This window comes from Burkholderia sp. HI4860, from assembly GCF_002223045.2.
Classification (GTDB): Bacteria; Pseudomonadota; Gammaproteobacteria; order Burkholderiales; family Burkholderiaceae; genus Burkholderia.
Window position 1 is genome coordinate 1,029,974 of sequence record NZ_NKFO02000003.1, and the last position, 20,258, is coordinate 1,050,231.

Here is a 20,258-nt window from a genome sequence, read left to right on the forward strand (position 1 = left end):
GCCCGGACGGCGCGCTCCCCAGGAGATTCACATGATTCGATCCGCCCCGCTTCGCCGCCTCGCGACGGGCGCACTGGCCGCCGCCGCGCTGACGGCCGCCGCCGGCGCACTCGCCGAGCCGCAAGGTTTCCTCGAGACCGTGCATCGCCACACCACGCTCGTCAACACGGTGCCGGACAACGGCGACCAGAACCCGTACGCGATCGCGGTCGCGCCGGTGTCGGCCGGCACGATCCAGGCGGGCGACGTGCTCGTCGACAACTTCAACAACGCGGCGAACCTGCAAGGCACCGGCAGCACGATCGTCAACTACCGCCCGTCGACCAAGCAGCTGAGCCTGTTCGCGTCGATTCCGCGCGACCTGAAGGCCTGCCCCGGCGGCGTCGGCCTGTCGACGGCGATGACGATGCTGAAATCCGGCTGGGTGATCGTCGGCAGCACGCCGAGCAACGACGGCACGACCAACACCAAGGGCGCCGGCTGCCTGATCGTGCTCGATCCGCAAGGCAAGATCGCGTCGACGTGGTCGACCCCGAACATCAACGACCCGTGGGGCAACATGGCCGTGGTCGACCGCGGCGACAGCGCGACGCTGTTCGTCAGCATGGCCGGCTTCGGCGTCGGCGGCGCGGACGGCAATCCGCCCGTCTACAAGCAGGCGACCGTGCTGCGTCTCGACCTCGACGTGCCGGCCGGCAAGCCGCCGGCGATCAAGCAGGAAACGGTCGTCGCGAGCGGCCTCGGCGCGCAGGCCGACAAGGGCGTGTTCCTGGTCGGCCCGACCGGCCTCGCGCTGTCGGGCGACCAGAAGAAGCTGTACGTGTCGGACGCGATCGGCAACCGCATCGTCGAAATCGACGATCCGCTCACGCGCGACACCAGCGCGGGCGTCGGCCGCCAGGTCACCGCCGACGGCTTCCTGCGCCGCCCGCTCGCGCTCGCCACCGCACCGAATGGCCACCTGCTCGCGACCAACGCGCAGAACGGCCAGGTCGTCGAGATCGACCCGGTTGCCGGCAAGCAGATCTACGCGCGCTGGATCAATACCGACAAGGCGCAGACGCCCCCCGGCAACGGCAACCTGTTCGGCATCGCGATGACGCCCGAAGGCGACGGCTTCTACTACGTCGCGGACGACGTCAACACGCTGTTGCTCGCGAAGTAACGGAACCCATCATGGCAGACGATTCCAACCAGCCACCGCGCCCCGCACGGCGCGGCTTCCTGAAGGCGGGCGGCGCCGCGGTGGCCGCCGGCCTCGCGGCGGCGTCGATCCCGGCCGCGCAGGCCGCGGATGCGCCGGCCGCCGCGCCCGCATCCACGCCCGCTTCCGCGCATGACGGCATCGAGCCGTTCTACGGCAAGCACCAGAGCGGCATCACGACGCCGCAGCAGCGCCACGCGTATTTCGCGGCGCTCGACCTGACGACGGCCCAGCGCGCGGATGTCATCGCGCTGCTGAAAACCTGGACCGACGCCGCCGCGCGCATGACGCGCGGCGATACCGCGCAACCGCTCGCCACGACGGGCAGCGACGAAGTCGCGCCGGCGGACGGGGGCGACGCGCTCGGCCTCGGCCCCGCGCGCCTGACGATCACGTTCGGCTTCGGCCCCGGCATGTTCGCGCTCGCCGGTAAGGACCGCTATGGCCTCGCGAAGCATCGCCCCGCCGCGCTGGTCGACCTGCCGCGTTTCAACGGCGACCAGTTGCTGCCGGAAAAGACCGGTGGCGACCTGTTCATCCAGGCGTGCGCGGACGACGCGCAGGTCGCGTTCCACGCAGTGCGCCAGCTCGTGCGCCTCGGCGCGAAGGCAACGCAGATGCGCTGGGGCCAGGCCGGCTTCACGTCGGGCAAGCCCGGCGAAACGCCGCGCAACCTGATGGGCTTCAAGGACGGCACGATGAACCCGCCGATGTCCGACCCGGCCGCGATGAACGAATTCGTGTGGGCCGGCAGCGAAGGCCCGGCATGGATGAACGGCGGCACCTACACGGTCGTGCGCCGGATCCGCATCACGCTCGAGCACTGGGACAACACGGAGCTCGGCTTCCAGGAGCAGGTGGTCGGCCGTCACAAGTACAGCGGCGCGCCGCTCGGCCAGAAGCACGAGTTCGAGGCACTCGATCTCGATGCGGCCGACAAGGACGGCAACCCGGTGATCCCCGACAACTCGCACGCGCGTCTCGCGTCGCCGCAGTTGAACAACGGCGCGCAGATCCTGCGCCGTGCGTACTCGTACAACGACAGCACGAACTTCTACATCGAGCGCTGGCCGCCGTGGCGCCAGCAGACCGAGTACGACGCGGGGCTGATGTTCGTCGCGCACCAGCGCGACCCGCGCAAGGGCTTCATTCCGATCAACGAGAAGCTCGCGAAGCTGGACATCATGAACCAGTTCACCACGCACGTCGGCAGCGCGATCTTCGCGTGCCCGCCGGGCGCGCAACCGGGTTCGTACATCGGCGCCGCGCTGTTCGAGGCATGACGACGCACAACGCAAGGCAACGCACACCTTCCCGGCCCGGCCGGGTGCAACCTGCTGAAAACCACATGAACACTTCACCCGTTAGCCGCCCGCTGCGGCACCTGATTTCCGCGGCGGCCGCCGCGCTGATGCTGACCGGCGCGCTGCACGCCGCGCGCGCGCATGCCGCGACGCTCACGCTGTACAACGCGCAGCACGAGCAGGTCGTCAACCAGCTCGTCAAGGACTTCGAAGCGCAGAGCGGCATCACCGTGAAGGTGCGCTCGGGCGAAGGCCCGGCGCTCGCCGCGCAACTCGTCGCGGAAGGCGACCGCACGCCGGCCGACGTGTACTTCACCGAGAACTCGCCGGAGCTCGTGCTGCTCGACCGCAAGGGCCTGTTCGCGAAGACCGACGCCGCCACGCTGCAGTCGGTGCCCGCGCGCTTCAACCCGGCCGACGGCAACTGGGTCGGCGTGCTCGCGCGCGAGAACGTGCTCATCTACAACACCGCGAAAATCCAGCCGCAGCAGCTGCCCGCTTCGCTGCTCGATCTCGCGAAGCCGGAATGGAAGGGCAAGGTCGGCGTCGCGCCGAGCGACGCGGACTTCCTGCCGCTCGTGAGCGCGGTGCTCGCGCTGCACGGCGAAGCCGCGACGCTGCAATGGCTGAAAGGCCTGAAGGCCAACGCGCAGATCTTCGACGACGACGAAGGCGTGACGGCGGCCGTCAACCGCGGCGGCGTGCTGACCGGCATCGTCAACAACTACTACTGGGACCGCCTGCACGCCGAGCTCGGCGACAAGTCGACCCGCAGCGCGATCTACCACTTCGGCAAGGGCGACGTCGGCGGGGCCGTCAATGTGTCCGGCGCCGCGGTGCTGAAGGCGTCGAAGCACCAGCCGGAAGCGCAGAAGTTCGTCGCGTATCTCGTCAGCGAGCGCGCGCAGAAGCTGATGGCCGGCGGCCATATCAGCTTCGAGTATCCGCTGCATCCGGGCGTCGCGCCCGATCCGATCCTGAAACCGTTCAACGAACTGAGCCCGCCGGCACTGTCGTTCGAACAGCTCGGCGACGACAGCCAGGCCGGCAAGCTGCTGCGCCAGGCCGGCCTGCTCTGACCATGAGCGACGCCGTGTCCCGCACGGCAAGCACCGCACGCGACGGCGAGCCCACCGCGACACGGCGCCGTCCGTCACGCGCGCTCGTCGCCGCGGCCGCGTGCGGGCCGCTCGCGATCCTGCTGCCGCTCGGCTTCACGCTGTACCGCGCGGCCACCTTCGGCGTCGACGATGCGATCGAGCTGCTGTGGCGCCCGCTCGTCGGCGAACTGCTGGTCAACACGCTGTCGATCACGCTCGCCGCGACCCTCGCGTGCACGCTGCTCGGCACGGCGCTCGCGTGGTTCATCGAGCGCACCGACCTGCCCGCGCGGCCGCTGTGGACCGCGCTCGCGGCCGCGCCGCTCGCGGTGCCGCCGTTCATCACGAGCTATGCGTGGGTATCGCTGAGCCTCGACCTGCAGGATTTCCTCGGCGCGCTGATCGTGCTGAGCTCCGCATACTTCCCGCTCGTCTACCTGCCGGTGGCCGCCGCGCTGCGCGAGCTCGATCCCGCGCTGGAAGAAAGCGCGCGCACGCTCGGCTGCTCGCCGTGGCATACCTTCTTCCGCGTCGTGCTGCCGCAGCTGCGCCCCGCGCTGTGCGGCGGGATGCTGCTCGTCGCGCTCGGCGTGCTGTCCGAGTTCGGTGCATTCCAGTTGCTGCGCTTTCGCACGTTCACGACCGAGATCTATGCGGAATACCGCACCGCGTTCGACAGCGGCGGCGCCTCGCTGCTCGGCTGCGTGCTGATCGCGCTGTGCCTGCTGTGCCTCGCGATCGAGGCACGCGCTCGCGGCCATGCGCGCTACGGTCATACGCACCGCGCCGCGCGCCGCGTCGCGATGCGTTATCCGCTCGGCCGTCTGCGCGGCCCCGTCACCGTCGCGTTCGCCGCGCTCGCGGCAGCGACGCTTGGCGTGCCGCTCGCGATGATCGGCTACTGGCTCACGCAACAGGGCGCAGCCGCCGTCACGCCGGCCGACGTGTCGCCCGAACTGCTGTGGCAGGCCACGCTCGCATCGTCCGGCTATGGCCTGATGGCGGCCGCCGTCACGACGCTGCTCGCGCTGCCGCTCGCGTTCCTGCTGGTCCGCTATCCGGGCCGCGTCGCGACGCTCCTCGAGCGCACCGCGATGACCGTGCAGGGCGTGCCGGGCATCGTCGTCGCGCTGGCAATCGTGTCGATCACCGTGCGGCTGCTGCAGCCGCTCTACCAGAGCGCGCCGGCGCTCGTCGCCGCCTACGCGATCCTGTTCCTGCCGCTGGCGGTCGTCAGTGTGCGCGCCGCGCTGTCGCACGTGCAGGTCCGGCTCGAGGAAACCGCGCGCTCGCTCGGCCTCGGCTGGCGCGCGACGCTCACGCGCGTGGTGCTGCCGCTCGCGGCGCCCGGCCTCGGCGCGGCCGCGACGATGGTGTTCATCTCGGTCGTGACGGAACTCAACGCGACGCTGCTGCTGTCGCCGATCGGCACCCGCACGCTCGCGACGCAGGTGTGGAGCGATACGGCGACGCTCGCGTTCGCCGCCGCGGCGCCCTACGCGGCGCTGCTCGTCGCGCTGTCGCTTGGCGCATCGGGACTGCTGTTCCTGCTGCTCGGCCGCGCGTCGGTGCGCGACTGAGCGCCGCCCTTTTTCCCCGGAACCGCCCATGAGCGAACTACGCATCCACGGCCTGTCGAAATCGTTCGGATCGCACACCGTCCTGCACGACATCGACCTCACGGTGCGGCGCGGCTCGCGCCTCGCGCTGCTCGGCCCGTCCGGCAGCGGCAAGACGACCCTGCTGCGCGTGCTGTGCGGCTTCGAGCGCGCCGAGCGCGGCACCGTCGAAATCGACGGGCGCCGCGTGGCGGCGCCCGACGTGCACGTACCGCCCGAGCAGCGCCGGATCGGCTACGTGCCGCAGGAAGGCGCGCTGTTTCCGCATCTGTCGGTGGCCGACAACATCGCGTTCGGGCTGCCGCGCGCGGCGCGGCGGCGCCATCATCGCGTCGACGAACTGCTCGAGATGGTCGGGCTGCCCGCGTCGTATGCGAGCCGTGCGCCGCAGCAACTGTCCGGCGGACAGCAGCAGCGCGTCGCGCTCGCTCGTGCGCTCGCGCCCGAGCCGTCGCTCGTGATCCTCGACGAACCGTTCTCCGCGCTCGACACGTCGCTGCGCCACGAAACGCGCAGCGCGGTCGCCGATGCGCTCGCCGCGGCAGGCGCGACCTCGGTGCTCGTCACGCACGACCAGCCCGAGGCGATGACGCTCGGCGACGAAGTGGCGGTGATGTGGCACGGCCGGCTCGTGCAGACGGCCGCACCGCAGACGCTGTACCGGCAGCCCGTCACGCGCGACGTCGCGTCGTTCGTCGGGCAGGCGGTGCTGCTCGCCGGGCGTGTGCGCAACATGCGCATCGCCTGCGCGCTCGGCGACCTGCCGCTCGTCGCGCCGCTGCCGGACGGGCCGGCCGATGCGATGCTGCGTCCCGAGCAGATCGGCATCGTGCCGGTCACGCACGGCGACGCGGCGCGCGGCCATACGGCGCGTGTCGAAGCCGCGCAGTTCGCGGGCCAGGACGCCGACGTGCTCGTGCGCCTCGATGCCGATGGCGACGTGCGCGTGCGCGCACGCGTGCCGGGACACCGGTGTCCGGCCGTCGGCGAACGTGTCGCATTGGTGGTGGATGGCGCGGTGATGGCGTACGCGCGCTGAGCGGCGCGGGCCGTCGCTACGTGCTTTTACTCGCGTTCACCCGCGCTCAGGCATCGGCGCAGCCCGCATCCGGCAAAGGCCGGAAGGTCCGGCCCTCCGTCTCGACCGCCGCGCCCAGCAGCCGCGCGAGCCCCTTCGCGCCTTCGCGCATCACGACGTCGTGGTTCCATCGGAACAGCGGGCGACCGAGCGGCTCCAGCCAATTCATCCAGCGCACGTGCGTGCGGATGTGCCAGTCGTAGCGCACGATCGTACGTGCGCCGTCGGCGACGAACGACCAGCATCCGTCGCCTTCGATCGCGCCGCTCGCACGGCCTTCGAGCACATGCGGCGGCTCGACGCGCCGTACGCGCATGTCGAAGGTCAGCCGGTACGGCAGCGCCCCCTTCCACGTGTAACGGTGCAGCGCGCCGACGCCGCGCGCGTCGCCCGGTTCGATCTCGACGGTGCGCACGGCACCCTTCCACCAGGCGGGCCAGCGGTCGACCTGGTAGATCGCGTCCCACACCGCCGCGAGCGGCGCGTCCACGCGCCAGGTCGTCGAGAACCGGTATTCCGCCATGCAGCCTCCGGCATGCCCGTCACGGGCATGAGTCAGCGCACCGCTCAGGGCGCGAAGAAGCGGTCGGGAAACGCGACGTCGATTTCGATATCGTCGAGCGTCACGGTTTCGAGCGGCACGTCGTCACCGTCCGCGAAACTGACGACCTTCAGCGGAAAGCCGTCCTCGGTATCGAGCCACAGCCGGTAGCGATGCACGCCGTCGACCGCATGCGCGGGCGCGCCCGTGACCGACACGCGCAGCGCGGTCCGGCCGCCGACGGCCTCCTCGCCTTCGGTCACCGTCGCGCCGCCTTCCTGCAGCGCATGGACGTTGCGCAGCAGCTCGCCGACGTCCGACCGGTCGACCCGGTGGCCGCTGCGGTCGCGCACGAGCGGATTGGACGGCGACAGCGTCAGCGCGGGCGGCGCATGCACGCCGAACGGACGCAGCCGCACCTTGCCGTCGTCGGGATCGTACGCGAGCACCGCGCCGTGATGCGGCGACACGAAATCCATCCGGACGAAGCCCGGTTTCAGGTACGCGTAATGGATTTCGGTGCGCTCGCCGCCGCGCGCGGACGAGCGGATCGTCGCGCGGTACGAGCGGACGTGGTCGAAATGCGCCTGCGCGACGGTCACGGGATCGGCGGTCATGCTCGCTCCTATCAGGCTCGCGGCCAGCAACGCGGCGATCACGGCGCCGCCTCGACATCGAGCACGCCTTCCATCCCGCGCTCGCGATGGCTCCTGAAAAACAGCAGCCGATGCGTGCAATAGTAGGCGAACCGGCCCGGCTGCGTCGGCGTGAAGCGAAACGTCTTCGGCGTCGTGCCGAGCGCGGTGCGCACCGCGATGCCGGCCTGCGGCGCATCGATTTGGAAGCTGTGCGGCACCGGGCCGGGTTCGGCCGACACGGTCAGCTCGACCGGCACGTGCGCCCGCACGATCACGTGGTTCGGTCGGAAGAAATAGCTGCCGCCGACGATCGCCACCCGTTGCACGCCGTCGGCGTCGACGGGCACGCGCAGCGGCGTATCACCGTCCGCCTGCGCAAGCGCCGTGCCCGTGGCGAGCGCCGCCAGCACCAGCGTCAGCATCGGCACGCGCCCCTTCGTCATCGTCGTCTTCATCACCTGCTCCCTGCCGGCGGCGCCACGCGCGTTACCCCTTCCACGCGTTGGTCGAGCCGCCTAGCGCGCCGCACGCGTCGATCGCGAGTTCGCGCAGGCGCCGTTCGTCGCCCTGGCCGGACAATGCGTAGCCCATCCCGCGATCCGACCAGAAGTACGTGTAGCGGCCGCCGGCCGACATCGCCTTCGGCGCGAGACGCCGTGTGTCGTAGGCCGTCATGTACAGCGTCACGCGCTCGCCGTCCGCGCGCTGGTACATGAATTGCGCGGCCGGCCCCGCTTCGCCAGGGAGCAGCCGGCCGCCGAGCAACCGGTAACCGTATTCGTCGAGCGACGGCGCACGCACGGGCCGCCCGAGACGCGCGGACAGCCACGCGACGAGATGGTCAGGATCGCCCGCCCCGACCTCGACCGGATGGTCGCGGTCGGCCACGTACGTCGCATAGGCGGCATCCGCGCGTGCGGCGAACGCCGGTTCACCACCAAACGCCACCCAGCCCACATGCAGCGCGACACCGATCAGCAGCCCGGCCGCGAGCCCCGCGAACGCATAGGCGATCCCGCGCCGGCGCGGCGCACGACGTTGCACGAACAGCGCGGGCGCGGCGGCCGGCAGCGGGAACAGCGCCTGCAGCGCGTCGCGCTGCGCCCGATAATGCGCGAATCGTTCGGCCTCCTGCGGATTGGCCAGCACGCGCTCGAGCACCTCGCGACGCTCGTGCCCGGACAGCTCGCCATCCAGCAACGCGGACAGCAGTTGCGCCGACGCATCGTCGTCCCGCTCGTTCGAAGGCTTGTGCGGATCGTCCATCATGTTTTCCCGATCACCCGTAATGCCGCCGTGCCGTGCGCCGGCGGCTCGTCGGACAACAGCACGCGCATCTGCCCGCGCGCCCGTGCAAGCCGCGACATCACCGTTCCCACCGGGACGCCGAGCACCGCCGCGGCATCGCGATAGCTCAATTCCTCGAGCGCGACCAGCAGCAGCACCTCGCGCTGTTCGACCGGCAGCCGGTACAGCGCGCGCTGCACGTCGCGCAGCACCAGCCCGCCGATTTCGCCGGCCGGTGCGGCCATCGTCTGCCACGGCGCCGTCGCGTCGTCGACCGCGATCTCGTGCCGCGCGCGCAACTGGTCGATGAAGCGGTGCCGCAGCAACGTCAGCAGCCACGCGCGCAGGTTGCCGCCGTCGCGCGGCGGGCGGTTCAGCGCCCGCTCGAGCGTGTCCTGCACGAGATCGTCTGCCCAGGCCCGGTCACCCGTCAGCGCGCGCGCATAACGCGTGAGATGCGGCAACCACACCAGCAGATCCGATTCGTAGCTCATCAGGATGCCTCGCGTAGCGCCCCACCACGCGTCGTCACGGACGCGCGACGTGCCACATGCCGCCGACCCCGTCGCCGCCCGCGTCGCCGGGCTTGTGATCCAGCTTCCAGCGATAGAGCGGGCGCCCGCGGTACGCCCATTGCTTGCTGCCGTCGTCCCGCGCGACGAGGCTCAGCGCGCCCACTGGCTTGTCGTACGCGTCGCCGCGCGCAGGCGGCCAGTTGGCCGCGCACGCGCTGTCGCACGCGCTCTTGCCGGGCGCATCGCGATCGAACACGTACAGCGTCATGCGATCTTCGTCGACCAGCTTTCCGTCGCCGGCTCGCGGTGGTTCCGCGGCGGCCGGCCGCACGATTGACGCCGTCAGCGCGGCGACGACGAGTATCCGTTTCATGCCCTTTCTCCTTGACACGGCATCGCGACACGGCGGCACCAGCCGGGACGATCGGCTTCGTCATGACCATTATCCGGCCGGCCGGCGCTGCCGGGATTCGATAGGTAAACGGATGGAGGCGACCGGTTATTCCACGCCGGCCGGCGAGCGTCGCTGGCGGCGACGGCAACCATTCGTGCGACGAAAGAAAAAGGGGCACCAAAAGACAACGCGGCATGACAGCGATGTCATGCCGCGTTGTGCGGCCCGTTGCGCACGGCGGCCGATCCGGCTCCGCCGTGCGTGCGCGGGAAGTTACTTCGGCAGTGCGCCCGTCAGCGACTGGAGCAGCGACGACACCGGCGCGAGCGGGTTGCCCGGCGCGCTGTTGCCCGAATGCGGCGTGACGGACAGGCCCGGCGCGGAGCCGAGCGCCGTGCCCACCGTCGTGCCGACCGCGTTGACGACCGTCGCCGTCGCGTTGGCACCCGTCGTCAGCAGCGAGCCGACTGCACCCGCCGTGCCGCCGGCCGCGTTCGCGCCCGAGCCGAGCAGGCTGCCGCCCGCCGCTGCCGTCGAACCGGCCGCGCCCGACAGCGCGCCGGCCGCCTGGCCGAGGGCTGCCGGACCGTTCGCGAGTGCGCCCGTCACCGAACCGAGCGCACCGGTCAGTGCGCCGGCCGGGTTGCTGCCGCCCGTCAGGCCGCTCACGAGGTTCGTGATCGGTGCGATCGGGTTGCTGCCCGCCGCACCCGACAGCGTGCCGACGACCTGGTTGACGACGCCTTGCACCGGCGCCAGCGGGTTCGAGCCGCCGAGGTTGCCGAGCGTGCCGACCACCTGGTTCACGACGCCCTGTACCGGCGCCAGCGGGTTCGAGCCGCCGAGGTTGCCGAGTGCGCCCACGACGGAGCCGACCGCGTTACCCAGTGCGTTTGTGGCCGTGCCGACCGCGTTGCTGCTGCCGAGCGTGCCGACGACCTGGTTCACGACGCCCTGCACCGGCGCCAGCGGGTTCGAGCCGCCGAGGTTGCCGAGTGCGCCCGTCACCGAGCCCAGTGCGCCGTTCAGCGCGCCGACTGCGTTGCCGCCCGTCGGCAGCGCGTTCTGCAGGCCGTTGACGAGGTTCGTGATCGGCGTGATCGGGCTACCGCCACCGGCGCCGGACAGCGTGCCGACGACCTGGTTCACGACGCCTTGCACCGGCGCCAGCGGGCTTCCCGCACCGCCGAGCGTGCCGGCGAGCTGCGTGACGACGCCCTGCACCGGCGCCAGCGGGCTTCCCGCGCCGCCGACGTTGCCGAGCGTGCCCGTGATCGTGTTGACCGCGTTGCTCAGTGCACCGGCCGGGTTGCCGCTGCCGAGCGTACCCGTGACCTGGTCGACGACGCTCTGGATCGGCGCCAGCGGGTTCGAGCCGCCACCGATGGCGCCCAGTGCGCCCGTGACCGTGCCGAGGGCACCGGTCAGTGCACCGGCCGGGTTGCCGCTGCCGAGCGCGCCCGTCACTTGGTTCACGACGCCTTGTACCGGTGCCAGCGGGTTCGAGCCACCACCGATACCACCCAGCGCACCCGTCACCGTGCCGAGGGCACCGGTCAGTGCGCCGGCCGGATTGCCGCCACCGAGCGCGCCCGTCACTTGATTGACGACGCCTTGTACCGGTGCCAACGGGTTCGAGCCGCCACCGATACCGCCCAGTGCGCCCGTGACTTGATTGACGACACCTTGAACCGGCGCCAGCGGGTTCGAGCCGCCACCGATGCCGCCCAGTGCGCCCGTCACCGTGCCGAGGGCACCGGTCAGTGCGCCTGCCGGATTGCCGCTGCCGAGTGCGCCCGTGACTTGGTTCACGACGCCTTGTACCGGTGCCAGCGGGTCCGAGCCGCCGCCGATGCCGCCCAATGCACCCGTGACCGTACCGAGCGCGCCGGTCAGTGCACCGGCCGGATTGCCGCTACCGAGCGCGCCCGTGACTTGGTTCACGACGCCTTGTACCGGTGCCAGCGGACTTGAACCACCGCCGATACCGCCCAATGCACCCGTGACCGTACCGAGCGCGCCGGTCAGTGCGCCTGCCGGGTTGCCGCTGCCGAGCGCACCCGTTACTTGATTGACGACACCTTGAACCGGTGCCAGCGGGTCCGCGCCACCGCCGATACCGCCGAGCGCACCCGTTGCCGTACCGAGTGCGTTGCTCAGTGCCCCGGTCGCCGTGTTCAGCGCGCCGGTCAACGCACCTGCCGGGTTGCCGCCACCGAGCGCACCCGTCACTTGATTGACGACACCTTGAACCGGCGCTAGCGGGTTCGAGCCGCCACCGATACCGCCCAGTGCGCCCGTCACCGTGCCGAGTGCGCCGGTCAGTGCGCCTGCCGGGTTGCCGCCACCAAGCGCGCCCGTCACTTGATTGACGACACCTTGAACCGGCGCCAGCGGGTTCGAGCCGCCACCGATACCGCCCAGTGCACCCGTCACCGTGCCAAGGGCACCAGTCAACGCGCCTGCCGGGTTGCCGCCACCGAGCGCACCCGTCACTTGATTCACGACACCCTGAACCGGCGCCAGCGGATTTGAACCACCGCCGATACCGCCCAACGCGCCCGTCACCGTGCCAAGGGCACCGGTCAGTGCGCCTGCCGGGTTGCCGCCACCGAGCGCACCCGTCACTTGATTCACGACACCCTGAACCGGCGCCAGCGGATTTGAACCACCGCCGATACCGCCCAACGCGCCCGTCACCGTGCCAAGGGCACCGGTCAGTGCGCCTGCCGGGTTGCCTCCACCGAGCGCACCCGTTACTTGATTGACAACACCTTGAACCGGCGCCAGCGGGTTCCCCCCACCGCCGACATTACCCAGTGCCCCCGTTACCGTGCCAACCGCATTGCTCAGCGTCCCCGTCGCCGTATTCAGCGCACCGGTCAACGCACCTGCCGGGTTGCCGCCGCTCAGCGCACCCGTCACCTGATTCAGCACACCCTGGACCGGCGCGAGCGGCTGCACCGTGCCGCCGCCACCGCCGAGTGCGCCCGTCACCGCCCCCACGGCGCCCGACAGTACCTGGCCGGGATCGCCCAGCGACGTCTGGATCGCGCCTGCCCCGCCTGCCGCCACGGTGACCGAGCCCAGCGGCGACGTCCCCGTCGCGACCAACCCGACCGACACGCTGTTCGTCGGCGGGTTGACGATCACTTGCGGAATCGGTAGCGCATCAAGGGCCCCCGCCATCGCGGAACCCGAAGCCAGTACCCCGAACACCGTCGTGACCGACAGCGCTACACCCGTCAATTTCAAATTGTGTCCCATCTTTATTTTCCCCATCTCGGTTGGCACAACGTTGATAAAGCATGGGGACCGATTGCACGAAGTGTGCCAATTTGAAAAACAGGATTGATTCGTCTGCCTATTGACGGCCAATAACGCCTTTTTAATCGATTTCAGACGAAATACACGGCCCTGGCGCCGCAATCATCTGATGAAAAAGGCCGACCGAACGCGGATGTAACGTAACGTTTGCGAGCCCCGTGGTAACGTGTTCCGGGTACATTCCGCGTAACACCGGAACATCCGCTGCAACGACGTGTTACACCGTCACGAGCGGCTGCTCATTACGCATTTCACCAATATGAAAATGCATTGATAAATCGCCGATTTGTTGATTTTATTTATTTCGCGATTATCTTTCTTGCCGATTACGCAGATCATTTCCGATCGCACGATTTTTGATAATTCGGATAGCAAACTGAAACATTGTGAAGGCCGGCGCGCGCGACGCTGCGCGCGCCGCCGGATCAGCCGAAACGCGCGGGCCGGTACGGATGGGGATCGATATAGGTCGGCGCGCCCGTCATCATTTCGGCGAGCAGGCGTCCGCTTGCGGGGCCGAGCGTGAGCCCGTGATGGCAATGACCGAACGCGAACCACAGGTGGCGATGGCGCGGCGCGGGCCCGATCACCGGGCGCATGTCGGGCGTACACGGCCGCATCCCGAGCCACGGCTCGGGATCGAGCCGCTCGCCGATGCCGAACGCGTCACGCGCCAACGGTTCGGCGCGCGCGAGTTGCACGCCGGTCGGCGGTGCGCCGCGCGGCGCGATCTCGACGCCGGTGGTGAGCCGCAGGCGGCCGCCTTCCATCGGCGCGACGACGAAACCTGCCTCGGTATCGCACACGGGCACGTTCAACGGCGCGCGCGTCGGCTGGTAATGCATGTGGTAGCCGCGCTTCGCGCGGAGCGGAATCCGGTAGCCGAGCGGCTCGAACACGTGATCGGACCACGGCCCGAGCGCCACCACGGCCGAGCGCGCCGAAATCGGCCCGTGCTCGGTACCGACCTGCCAGCCGTCATCCACCTGCACGAGCGTCCTGGCATCGCCGAGCGCGAACGTGCCGCCGTCGCGCTCGAACAGCCGCGCGTAGGCCTTGGTCAGCCCGCCCGGGCTCGACACGGTCTTCGGGTCCTGCCAGTGGAACGCGCCGCAGAACGCGTCGCCGATACCGGGCTCGCGCGCCCGCAACGCACGTGCGTCGAGCACCGTCATCCGCAGCCCGTGCGCGTCGGCCACGCGCTGCTGCGCGCGCGTTTCCGCATCGAACAGCGCGGGCGAACGGAACGCCTCGATCCACCCGCCGTCGTGCACGAGCGGCTGCGCATCGGTGCGCGCGAGCAACGCGTCGTGCTCCACGACGCTCGCCGCGACGAGCGGTAACAGGTCGCGCGCGGCGGCCGCGAGCCGCTGCGGCGACGATTCGCGCCAGAAGCGCGCGAGCCAGCCCGCATATGCGGGCAGCGCGCGGTAGTCCCAGTAGAGATCGACCGAGCGGTTGCGCGCATAGCGCAGCAGCGTGCCGAGCCGGCGCGGAAATGCGTACGGCACGACCGACGAGCGCTCGATCAGCCCCGCATTGCCGTGGCTCGTTTCCTCGCCGGGCGCGCGCCGGTCGACGAGCGCGACGCGCAGCCCGCGATCCTGCAGATGCAGCGCCGACGACACGCCGACGATGCCGGCCCCCAGAACGATGACGTCGAAATCCATGGTTCCCCGTACTGCGTCGAGATTCGATGCGACACGCGCCGGCGCGGCGGCCGGCGCACGGCGGTGATTGCGATTACTTCGAGACGATGTCGCGCTTGAAGTACTTCTGCGACAGCGCGCTGAGCGTGCCGTCCTTCTTCAGCGCGTCGAGCGCGCCGACGACCTTCGCCTGCAGCGCCTTGTCGTTCTTGCGCATCCCGAAGCCCGTGCCTTCACCGAGCGTCGCCGGATCCTTCAGCGGCTCGCCGACGATCTGGTAGTCGCGCCCGGCCGGCTTGTCGAGGAAACCGTCCTGCGCGGTCTGCGCTTCCTGCACGGCCGCGTCGAGACGCCCCGCGACGAGGTCGGCATAAATCTGGTCCTGATCCTGATACGACACGACGGCCACGCCCGCGTTGGCCCAGTGCGCCTTCAGGAAATCCTCCTGCGACGAGCCCTGCAGCACGCCGACGTGCTTGCCGCGCAGGCTCGCGACGTCGGGCCGCAGCGGCGAGCCGTGCTTCGCGATCATCACGATCGGCACCACGTAGATCGCCGGCGTGAAGTCGATGCTCTGCCGGCGCTTCGACGTGATGTTCATCGCCGAGTTGATCACGTCGAACTTGCGCGCCTGCAGCGCCGGGATCAGGCCGTCGAACGCATTCTCGACCCACACGCATTTCATGTTCAGCTTCGCGCACACCGCGTTGCCGATGTCGACGTCGAAGCCCTGCAGCTGGCCGGCCGGCGTCTTGCTCTCGAACGGTGGATACGCGGCTTCGATGCCGAAGCGCAACGTGGTCTGTTCCGCATGGGCCGTGACGGCCGCGCAGGCAAGCGCCGCAGCGGCGCAAAGGGAGAGCTTCCAGTTCATGACGGTCCTTCCGTTCCGGATTGAGGCGATGAAGATCGGTACACGACGGCTCGGGCCGGAGGCCGGATCGGCATTCGAGCCAGGCAGCCGCCACGCGGCGACGTGTCGTGTCCTGCACGCGAAATATAGACTCAAAGTCTACTATAGACTATAGGGGATACGAGAATCGTGCCCCGATACGCGCTATCTAAAATTCGACACCCATCGCCAACCCCCTTGATTTACCTGAAATTTTTCCGAACCACTCGACGGAACGGCATCTCGAAAAGAAAAATTCTCCCGACTTCGTTTGTCTATATTAGACTTTTCGTCCATCACGAACACCGCCGGACACAGTCGATCGAGACTGTCCTGTCCGGCCCCGACCGGAGATGTCCCCATGACGCAAACCGCCCCGACCCTGCCGCTGACCGTCGACGAAGCCGCGGTGCGCGCGGCCCTGCCGTCGCTCGACGTGCTCGGCACGCTGCGCAGCATGTTCGCGTCGCTCGCCGCGGCGCGCGCGGTGCAGCCGCCGCAAACGCTGACGCTGTTTCCCGACCAGGCCGGCGACTTCATCACGTATCTCGGCGCGCTCGCCGACGCGCAGGTATTCGGCGCGAAGCTGTCGCCGTATGTCGTGACGGGCGGCAAGCCCGACGGGAAACCGATCGTCACCGCGTGGACCGCGCTGATGTCGATGCGCACGGGCCAGCCGCTGATGTGGTGCGACGCCGGGCTGCTCACCATCGAGCGCACGGCCGGCACGACCGCGCTCGCGGTCGACTGCCTCGCGCCGCGCGCCGCGCGCCATCTCGCGATCGTCGGCGCGGGCGCGGCCGGCCTCGCGCACCTGCGGCACACGGCGGCCTTGCGCGACTGGGAGACGATCCGCGTGTACTCGCCGTCACTTGCCGGCGACGCGGCGCAGCAGGCGGCGCTCGCGCGACTCGATCCGCGCGCGCGCGCCGCGGCGAGCGTCGAAGCCTGCGTGCGCGACGCGGACGTCGTGATGCTGTGCACGTCGTCGGGCACGCCCGTGCTCGGCGACGGGATGCTCACGCGCCCCGCGCTCGTCACGTCGATCAGCACGAACGTCGCGCGCGCCCACGAGATCCCGCCCGCCTGGCTGCCCGACATGGACGTGTACTGCGACTACCGGCATACGACGCCCGCGAGCGCCGGCGAGATGCAGATCGCGGCGGCCGAACACGGCTGGGACGCCGCGCGGATCGCCGGCGACCTGCCCGCGCTCGTCGCCGGCACCTGCCCGGCGCCGTCGTACGCCCGTCACGCGTTCTTCCGCTCGATCGGCCTCGGGCTCGAGGACATCGCGATCGCGCACGCGCTGTACACGCACCTGGCGCACGCATGAGCGGCACGCGCGCGCGGGGCCGATACAATGGCGCAACCGCCGCGGCGGCCGCGCGCGGGCGCACGGGCATGCCGGCCAACGGTGCGCCGGCACGCCGGCCCGATGCGCTGCCCGGCTCCCGCCCACCCGAGATGGCGAACCCGATGCGCAAGAAGAAATCCCCCGTCAAAGACCTGCTGCTCACCCGCTATGCGCCGATCGCCGACGGTATCGCCGCGCTGTTCTTCCCGTACGCGGAAGTCGTGATTCACGACCTGCACGACCAGACCGTGCTGTATCTCGCGAACAACCTGTCCAAGCGCGAGGTCGGCGACGATTCCGCACTCGAGGAAATCGATCATTCCGCGCGCGAGCGCGTGATCGGCCCGTACGAGAAGCTGAACTGGGACGGCCGGCGGATGCGCTGCGTGAGCAACGTGCTGTTCGACGACGAAGGCCGCCCGGCCGGGATGATGTGCATCAACTTCAACATCGCGGTGTTCGACGAGGTGCGCGCGACGCTCGACCTGTTCATCAAGGGCGCGGGCGTCGTCGCGCAGCCGGACGAGCTGTTCCGCGACGACTGGCAGGAGCGCATCAACACGTTCCTGCACGGCTGGCTGCGCGAGCGGCAGGTCGGGCTGAACGGGCTCACGCGCGAGCACCGGCGCGAGCTCGTCGAAGCGCTTTACGCGGAGGGCGCGTTCCGCGGCAAGAGCGCGGCGAACTACGTCGCGAACGTGCTCGGGATGGGCCGCGCGACGGTCTACAAGCACCTCAAGCACCTGAAGGAAACGCAGGGCGACGCGTAAGCGCCTCCCCTTCGGGCCGGTTCGCCGCCGCACGCGGCGACGGCCGGGCCTCGGCATTCGCTATCGGGACGCCGCTTCCGCGTCTATGCTTCGTGATACGCCGGGCGCCCGCTTCATATGACCGCATGGCCGCCCGGCCGGGACGAAGCGTCGAAGTACAAAATGATATAGTCTCGGTTACATTTTTTTTGCTGCCCGGAATTGCCCATGACGACCGCTCCCGCCCCGACTGCCCGCCCGACCCTGACCGTCGAAATCTGGTCCGACCTGATCTGCCCGTGGTGCTGGATCGGCAAGCGCCGCTTCGACGAGGCGCTCGCCGCGTTCGCGCACGCCGACCGCGTCGACGTCGCGCTGCGCGCGTACCGGCTGATGCCCGGCCAGCCCGTCGAGCCGGTCGAGGCGATGCTCGGCGGCAAGTACCGGATGTCGCCCGCGCAGGTCGACCAGATGCTGCACCAGGTGACCGATGCGGCCGCGAGCGTCGGGCTGCGCTACGACCTGCCCGGCACGCTCGTCGGCGATACGCTCGACGGCCATCGGCTCGTGAAGCTCGCGGAAGCGACGGGCCGCGCGCACGCGCTGACCGAGCGGCTGTACCGCGCGTATTTCTGCGAGCACGGCTCGCTGTTCGATCACGCCGAGCTGACCGAATTCGCGGTCGAAGCGGGGCTCGAGCGCTCGGCCGTCGAAGCCGTGCTGCGCAGCGACCTGTACCGCGCCGAAGTCGAAGCCGATGCCGCGCGCGCCGCGCAGATCGGCGGTCGCGGCGTGCCGTTGTTCGTGTTCGGCGGCCGCTACGCGGTGTCGGGCGCGCAACCGGCCGACGCGTTCGCGCAGGCGCTCGACCAGGCATGGCGCGACGGCATCGTCGAACTCGACGGCGGCGACGCAGCCGCGTGCGGCCCCGATGGCTGCGAACTGCCGGCGCGCTCGTAACGCCCATCGCATCCATCGCACGCGTCCCGCGCGGACGCGCGACTACGCATCGCTGCTGCCACAAACCGGCAGGAAGCCCGCGCCGAGGGGGTCTACAATGCAGCCTTTCAAATAACTATCAGAAGGCGGCAAGCCCATGACCCACGGGATTCACGGCGAGAAGCGCTGGTACGCGCTGATCGTCCTCTGCCTCGGCGTGCTGATGATCGTGCTCGACAGCACGATCGTGAACGTTGCACTGCCGTCGATCCGCACCGACCTCCATTTCACCGAGACGGCCCTCGTGTGGGTCGTCAACGCGTACCTGCTGACGTTCGGCGGCTGCCTGCTGCTCGGTGGACGGCTCGGCGACCTGTACGGCCAGCGGCGCATGTTCCTCGCCGGCCTCGTCGTCTTCACGCTCGCATCGCTCGCGTGCGGCCTCGCGCAATCGCAGGCGATGCTGATCGCCGCGCGCGCGGTGCAGGGGATCGGCGGCGCGGTCGTATCGGCCGTCGCGCTGTCGCTGATCATGAATCTCTTCACCGAGCCCGGCGAACGCGCCCGCGCGATGGGCGTGTACGGCTTCGTCTGCGCGGGCGGCGGCAGCATCGGCGTGCTGCTCGGCGGGCTGCTGACGAGCTCGCTGTCGTGGCACTGGATCTTCCTCGTCAACCTGCCGATCGGCATCGCGGTGTATGCGATGTGCGTCGCGCTGCTGCCGCGCCTGCGCGCGCCGGCCGGCAACGCGCGGCTCGACGTCGCGGGCGCGATCACCGTCACTGCATCGCTGATGCTGGCCGTCTACGGGATCGTCGGCGGCAACGAAGCCGGCTGGCTGTCGACGCAGACCGTCGCGCTGATCGGCGCGGCCGCCGCGCTGCTCGCGCTGTTCATCGCGATCGAGGCGCGCGCCGCGCATCCGCTGATGCCGCTCTCGCTGTTTGCCTCGCGCAACGTCGCGCTCGCGAACGTGATCGCCGTGCTGTGGGCGGCCGCGATGTTCGCGTGGTTCTTCCTGTCCGCGCTGTACATGCAGCGCGTGCTCGGCTACGGGCCGCTGCAGGTCGGTCTCGCGTTCCTGCCGGCGAACCTGATCATGGCCGCGTTCTCGCTCGGGCTGTCCGCGCGGATCGTGATGCGCTTCGGCATCCGCGGCCCGATCGCGGCCGGCCTGCTGATCGCGGCGTGCGGCCTCGCACTGTTCTCGCGTGCGCCGGTGGACGGCGGCTTCGTCTGGCACGTGCTGCCCGGCATGACGCTGCTCGGCATCGGCGCGGGCGTCGCGTTCAACCCGATGCTGCTCGCCGCGATGAGCGACGTCGATCCGGCCGATTCCGGGCTCGCGTCGGGGATCGTCAACACCGCGTTCATGATGGGCGGCGCGCTCGGCCTCGCCGTGCTCGCGAGCCTCGCGGCCGCCCGCACCGACGCGCTTGCGGCGACGCACGCGCCGCTCGACGCGCTGAACGGCGGCTACCATGCGGCCTTCGCGTTCGGCGCGGCGTTCGCCGCCGCCGCCGCGCTGATCGGCCTCGCGCTGCGGATCCGGCAGCAGGGTGCGGTCGGCGGCGTCGGCCCCGCGATGCACTGACCGGCGACCGGCGGCGGGTGGCATCGACCGCCGCCCCTCGAACCAGGGCGCGCACCGTCGCGCCCTTTTTT

The 20,258-nt window shown here is 70.1% G+C and carries 18 protein-coding genes; 9 read left to right on the forward strand and 9 right to left on the reverse strand.

Going from position 1 to position 20,258, the window contains the following annotated elements; genetic code table 11:
• Window positions 1-31 precede the first annotated feature (31 nt).
• From CFB34_RS20095 to CFB34_RS20115, 5 genes are all read left to right on the forward strand, one after another.
• The gene (locus tag CFB34_RS20095; RefSeq protein ID WP_089439365.1) at window positions 32-1,165 is read left to right on the forward strand and encodes a hypothetical protein; all 1,134 of its coding nucleotides are present in this window, start codon (window positions 32-34) and stop codon (window positions 1,163-1,165) included.
• 11 nt (window positions 1,166-1,176) lie between these two features.
• Window positions 1,177-2,487: an iron uptake transporter deferrochelatase/peroxidase subunit gene (gene efeB, locus CFB34_RS20100; RefSeq protein WP_089439364.1), complete on the forward strand. Its 1,311-nt coding sequence runs from the start codon at window positions 1,177-1,179 to the stop codon at window positions 2,485-2,487.
• Window positions 2,488-2,552: 65 nt separating this feature from the next.
• Window positions 2,553-3,587 (forward strand): iron ABC transporter substrate-binding protein, encoded by a 1,035-nt coding sequence (locus tag CFB34_RS20105; protein WP_089439363.1) that lies wholly within the window; start codon window positions 2,553-2,555, stop codon window positions 3,585-3,587.
• Between the two features lie 2 nt (window positions 3,588-3,589).
• Window positions 3,590-5,188 carry an iron ABC transporter permease gene (locus tag CFB34_RS20110; RefSeq protein ID WP_089439362.1) on the forward strand — a complete coding sequence of 533 codons (1,599 nt, stop codon included), beginning with the start codon at window positions 3,590-3,592 and terminating at the stop codon, window positions 5,186-5,188.
• A gap of 28 nt (window positions 5,189-5,216) precedes the next feature.
• A complete protein-coding gene (locus tag CFB34_RS20115; protein WP_089439361.1) occupies window positions 5,217-6,266 on the forward strand; it encodes an ABC transporter ATP-binding protein in 1,050 nt (349 codons plus the stop codon).
• A gap of 46 nt (window positions 6,267-6,312) precedes the next feature.
• On the opposite strand, the gene CFB34_RS20120 is transcribed toward CFB34_RS20115, so the two are convergent.
• The 9 genes from CFB34_RS20120 to CFB34_RS20160 form a co-directional block, all read right to left on the reverse strand.
• Window positions 6,313-6,828 (reverse strand): SRPBCC family protein, encoded by a 516-nt coding sequence (locus CFB34_RS20120; protein ID WP_089439360.1) that lies wholly within the window; start codon window positions 6,826-6,828, stop codon window positions 6,313-6,315.
• Between the two features lie 44 nt (window positions 6,829-6,872).
• Entirely contained in the window at window positions 6,873-7,505 is a 633-nt protein-coding gene (locus tag CFB34_RS20125; RefSeq protein WP_089439359.1) for a DUF1571 domain-containing protein, read from the reverse strand.
• Window positions 7,502-7,939: a quinol oxidase gene (locus tag CFB34_RS20130; RefSeq protein WP_179243618.1), complete on the reverse strand. Its 438-nt coding sequence runs from the start codon at window positions 7,937-7,939 to the stop codon at window positions 7,502-7,504. The genes CFB34_RS20125 and CFB34_RS20130 overlap by 4 nt, the downstream gene beginning before the upstream one ends.
• Before the next feature lie 31 nt (window positions 7,940-7,970).
• Window positions 7,971-8,753: an anti-sigma factor gene (locus tag CFB34_RS20135; RefSeq protein WP_089439358.1), complete on the reverse strand. Its 783-nt coding sequence runs from the start codon at window positions 8,751-8,753 to the stop codon at window positions 7,971-7,973.
• The gene (locus CFB34_RS20140) at window positions 8,750-9,265 is read right to left on the reverse strand and encodes a sigma-70 family RNA polymerase sigma factor (RefSeq protein ID WP_089439357.1); all 516 of its coding nucleotides are present in this window, start codon (window positions 9,263-9,265) and stop codon (window positions 8,750-8,752) included. The genes CFB34_RS20135 and CFB34_RS20140 overlap by 4 nt, the downstream gene beginning before the upstream one ends.
• A gap of 34 nt (window positions 9,266-9,299) precedes the next feature.
• Entirely contained in the window at window positions 9,300-9,659 is a 360-nt protein-coding gene (locus tag CFB34_RS20145; protein ID WP_089439356.1) for a hypothetical protein, read from the reverse strand.
• Window positions 9,660-9,953: 294 nt separating this feature from the next.
• Window positions 9,954-12,947, reverse strand: a complete 2,994-nt coding sequence (locus CFB34_RS20150; protein ID WP_242808687.1) for a hypothetical protein — start codon at window positions 12,945-12,947, stop codon at window positions 9,954-9,956.
• A gap of 485 nt (window positions 12,948-13,432) precedes the next feature.
• Window positions 13,433-14,677, reverse strand: a complete 1,245-nt coding sequence (locus CFB34_RS20155) for an FAD-binding oxidoreductase (RefSeq protein ID WP_089439354.1) — start codon at window positions 14,675-14,677, stop codon at window positions 13,433-13,435.
• 73 nt (window positions 14,678-14,750) lie between these two features.
• Window positions 14,751-15,530: an ABC transporter substrate-binding protein gene (locus CFB34_RS20160; protein WP_089439353.1), complete on the reverse strand. Its 780-nt coding sequence runs from the start codon at window positions 15,528-15,530 to the stop codon at window positions 14,751-14,753.
• A gap of 379 nt (window positions 15,531-15,909) precedes the next feature.
• On the opposite strand from CFB34_RS20160, the gene CFB34_RS20165 reads away from it, so the two are divergent.
• From CFB34_RS20165 to CFB34_RS20180, 4 genes are all read left to right on the forward strand, one after another.
• Window positions 15,910-16,884: an ornithine cyclodeaminase family protein gene (locus tag CFB34_RS20165; protein ID WP_089439352.1), complete on the forward strand. Its 975-nt coding sequence runs from the start codon at window positions 15,910-15,912 to the stop codon at window positions 16,882-16,884.
• On the forward strand, window positions 16,881-17,675 hold the full coding sequence (locus tag CFB34_RS20170; RefSeq protein ID WP_089439351.1) for a PAS domain-containing protein: 795 nt from the start codon (window positions 16,881-16,883) through the stop codon (window positions 17,673-17,675). The genes CFB34_RS20165 and CFB34_RS20170 overlap by 4 nt, the downstream gene beginning before the upstream one ends.
• A gap of 207 nt (window positions 17,676-17,882) precedes the next feature.
• Window positions 17,883-18,614, forward strand: coding sequence for a DsbA family oxidoreductase (locus CFB34_RS20175; protein ID WP_089439350.1), 732 nt, complete (start codon window positions 17,883-17,885; stop codon window positions 18,612-18,614).
• A gap of 136 nt (window positions 18,615-18,750) precedes the next feature.
• The gene (locus CFB34_RS20180; protein WP_089439349.1) at window positions 18,751-20,187 is read left to right on the forward strand and encodes a DHA2 family efflux MFS transporter permease subunit; all 1,437 of its coding nucleotides are present in this window, start codon (window positions 18,751-18,753) and stop codon (window positions 20,185-20,187) included.
• Window positions 20,188-20,258 lie beyond the last annotated feature (71 nt).

Coding starts and splice junctions, on each gene's coding strand:
- CFB34_RS20135 (WP_089439358.1), bottom strand. CDS start 8,753: ATGATGGACGATCCGCACAAGCCTTCGAACGAGCGGGACGACGATGCG.
- CFB34_RS20170 (WP_089439351.1), top strand. CDS start 16,881: ATGAGCGGCACGCGCGCGCGGGGCCGATACAATGGCGCAACCGCCGCG.
- efeB (WP_089439364.1), top strand. CDS start 1,177: ATGGCAGACGATTCCAACCAGCCACCGCGCCCCGCACGGCGCGGCTTC.
- CFB34_RS20140 (WP_089439357.1), bottom strand. CDS start 9,265: ATGAGCTACGAATCGGATCTGCTGGTGTGGTTGCCGCATCTCACGCGT.
- CFB34_RS20145 (WP_089439356.1), bottom strand. CDS start 9,659: ATGAAACGGATACTCGTCGTCGCCGCGCTGACGGCGTCAATCGTGCGG.
- CFB34_RS20155 (WP_089439354.1), bottom strand. CDS start 14,677: ATGGATTTCGACGTCATCGTTCTGGGGGCCGGCATCGTCGGCGTGTCG.
- CFB34_RS20130 (WP_179243618.1), bottom strand. CDS start 7,939: ATGAAGACGACGATGACGAAGGGGCGCGTGCCGATGCTGACGCTGGTG.
- CFB34_RS20160 (WP_089439353.1), bottom strand. CDS start 15,530: ATGAACTGGAAGCTCTCCCTTTGCGCCGCTGCGGCGCTTGCCTGCGCG.
- CFB34_RS20165 (WP_089439352.1), top strand. CDS start 15,910: ATGACGCAAACCGCCCCGACCCTGCCGCTGACCGTCGACGAAGCCGCG.
- CFB34_RS20115 (WP_089439361.1), top strand. CDS start 5,217: ATGAGCGAACTACGCATCCACGGCCTGTCGAAATCGTTCGGATCGCAC.
- CFB34_RS20110 (WP_089439362.1), top strand. CDS start 3,590: ATGAGCGACGCCGTGTCCCGCACGGCAAGCACCGCACGCGACGGCGAG.
- CFB34_RS20095 (WP_089439365.1), top strand. CDS start 32: ATGATTCGATCCGCCCCGCTTCGCCGCCTCGCGACGGGCGCACTGGCC.
- CFB34_RS20120 (WP_089439360.1), bottom strand. CDS start 6,828: ATGGCGGAATACCGGTTCTCGACGACCTGGCGCGTGGACGCGCCGCTC.
- CFB34_RS20105 (WP_089439363.1), top strand. CDS start 2,553: ATGAACACTTCACCCGTTAGCCGCCCGCTGCGGCACCTGATTTCCGCG.
- CFB34_RS20180 (WP_089439349.1), top strand. CDS start 18,751: ATGACCCACGGGATTCACGGCGAGAAGCGCTGGTACGCGCTGATCGTC.
- CFB34_RS20175 (WP_089439350.1), top strand. CDS start 17,883: ATGACGACCGCTCCCGCCCCGACTGCCCGCCCGACCCTGACCGTCGAA.
- CFB34_RS20150 (WP_242808687.1), bottom strand. CDS start 12,947: ATGGGACACAATTTGAAATTGACGGGTGTAGCGCTGTCGGTCACGACG.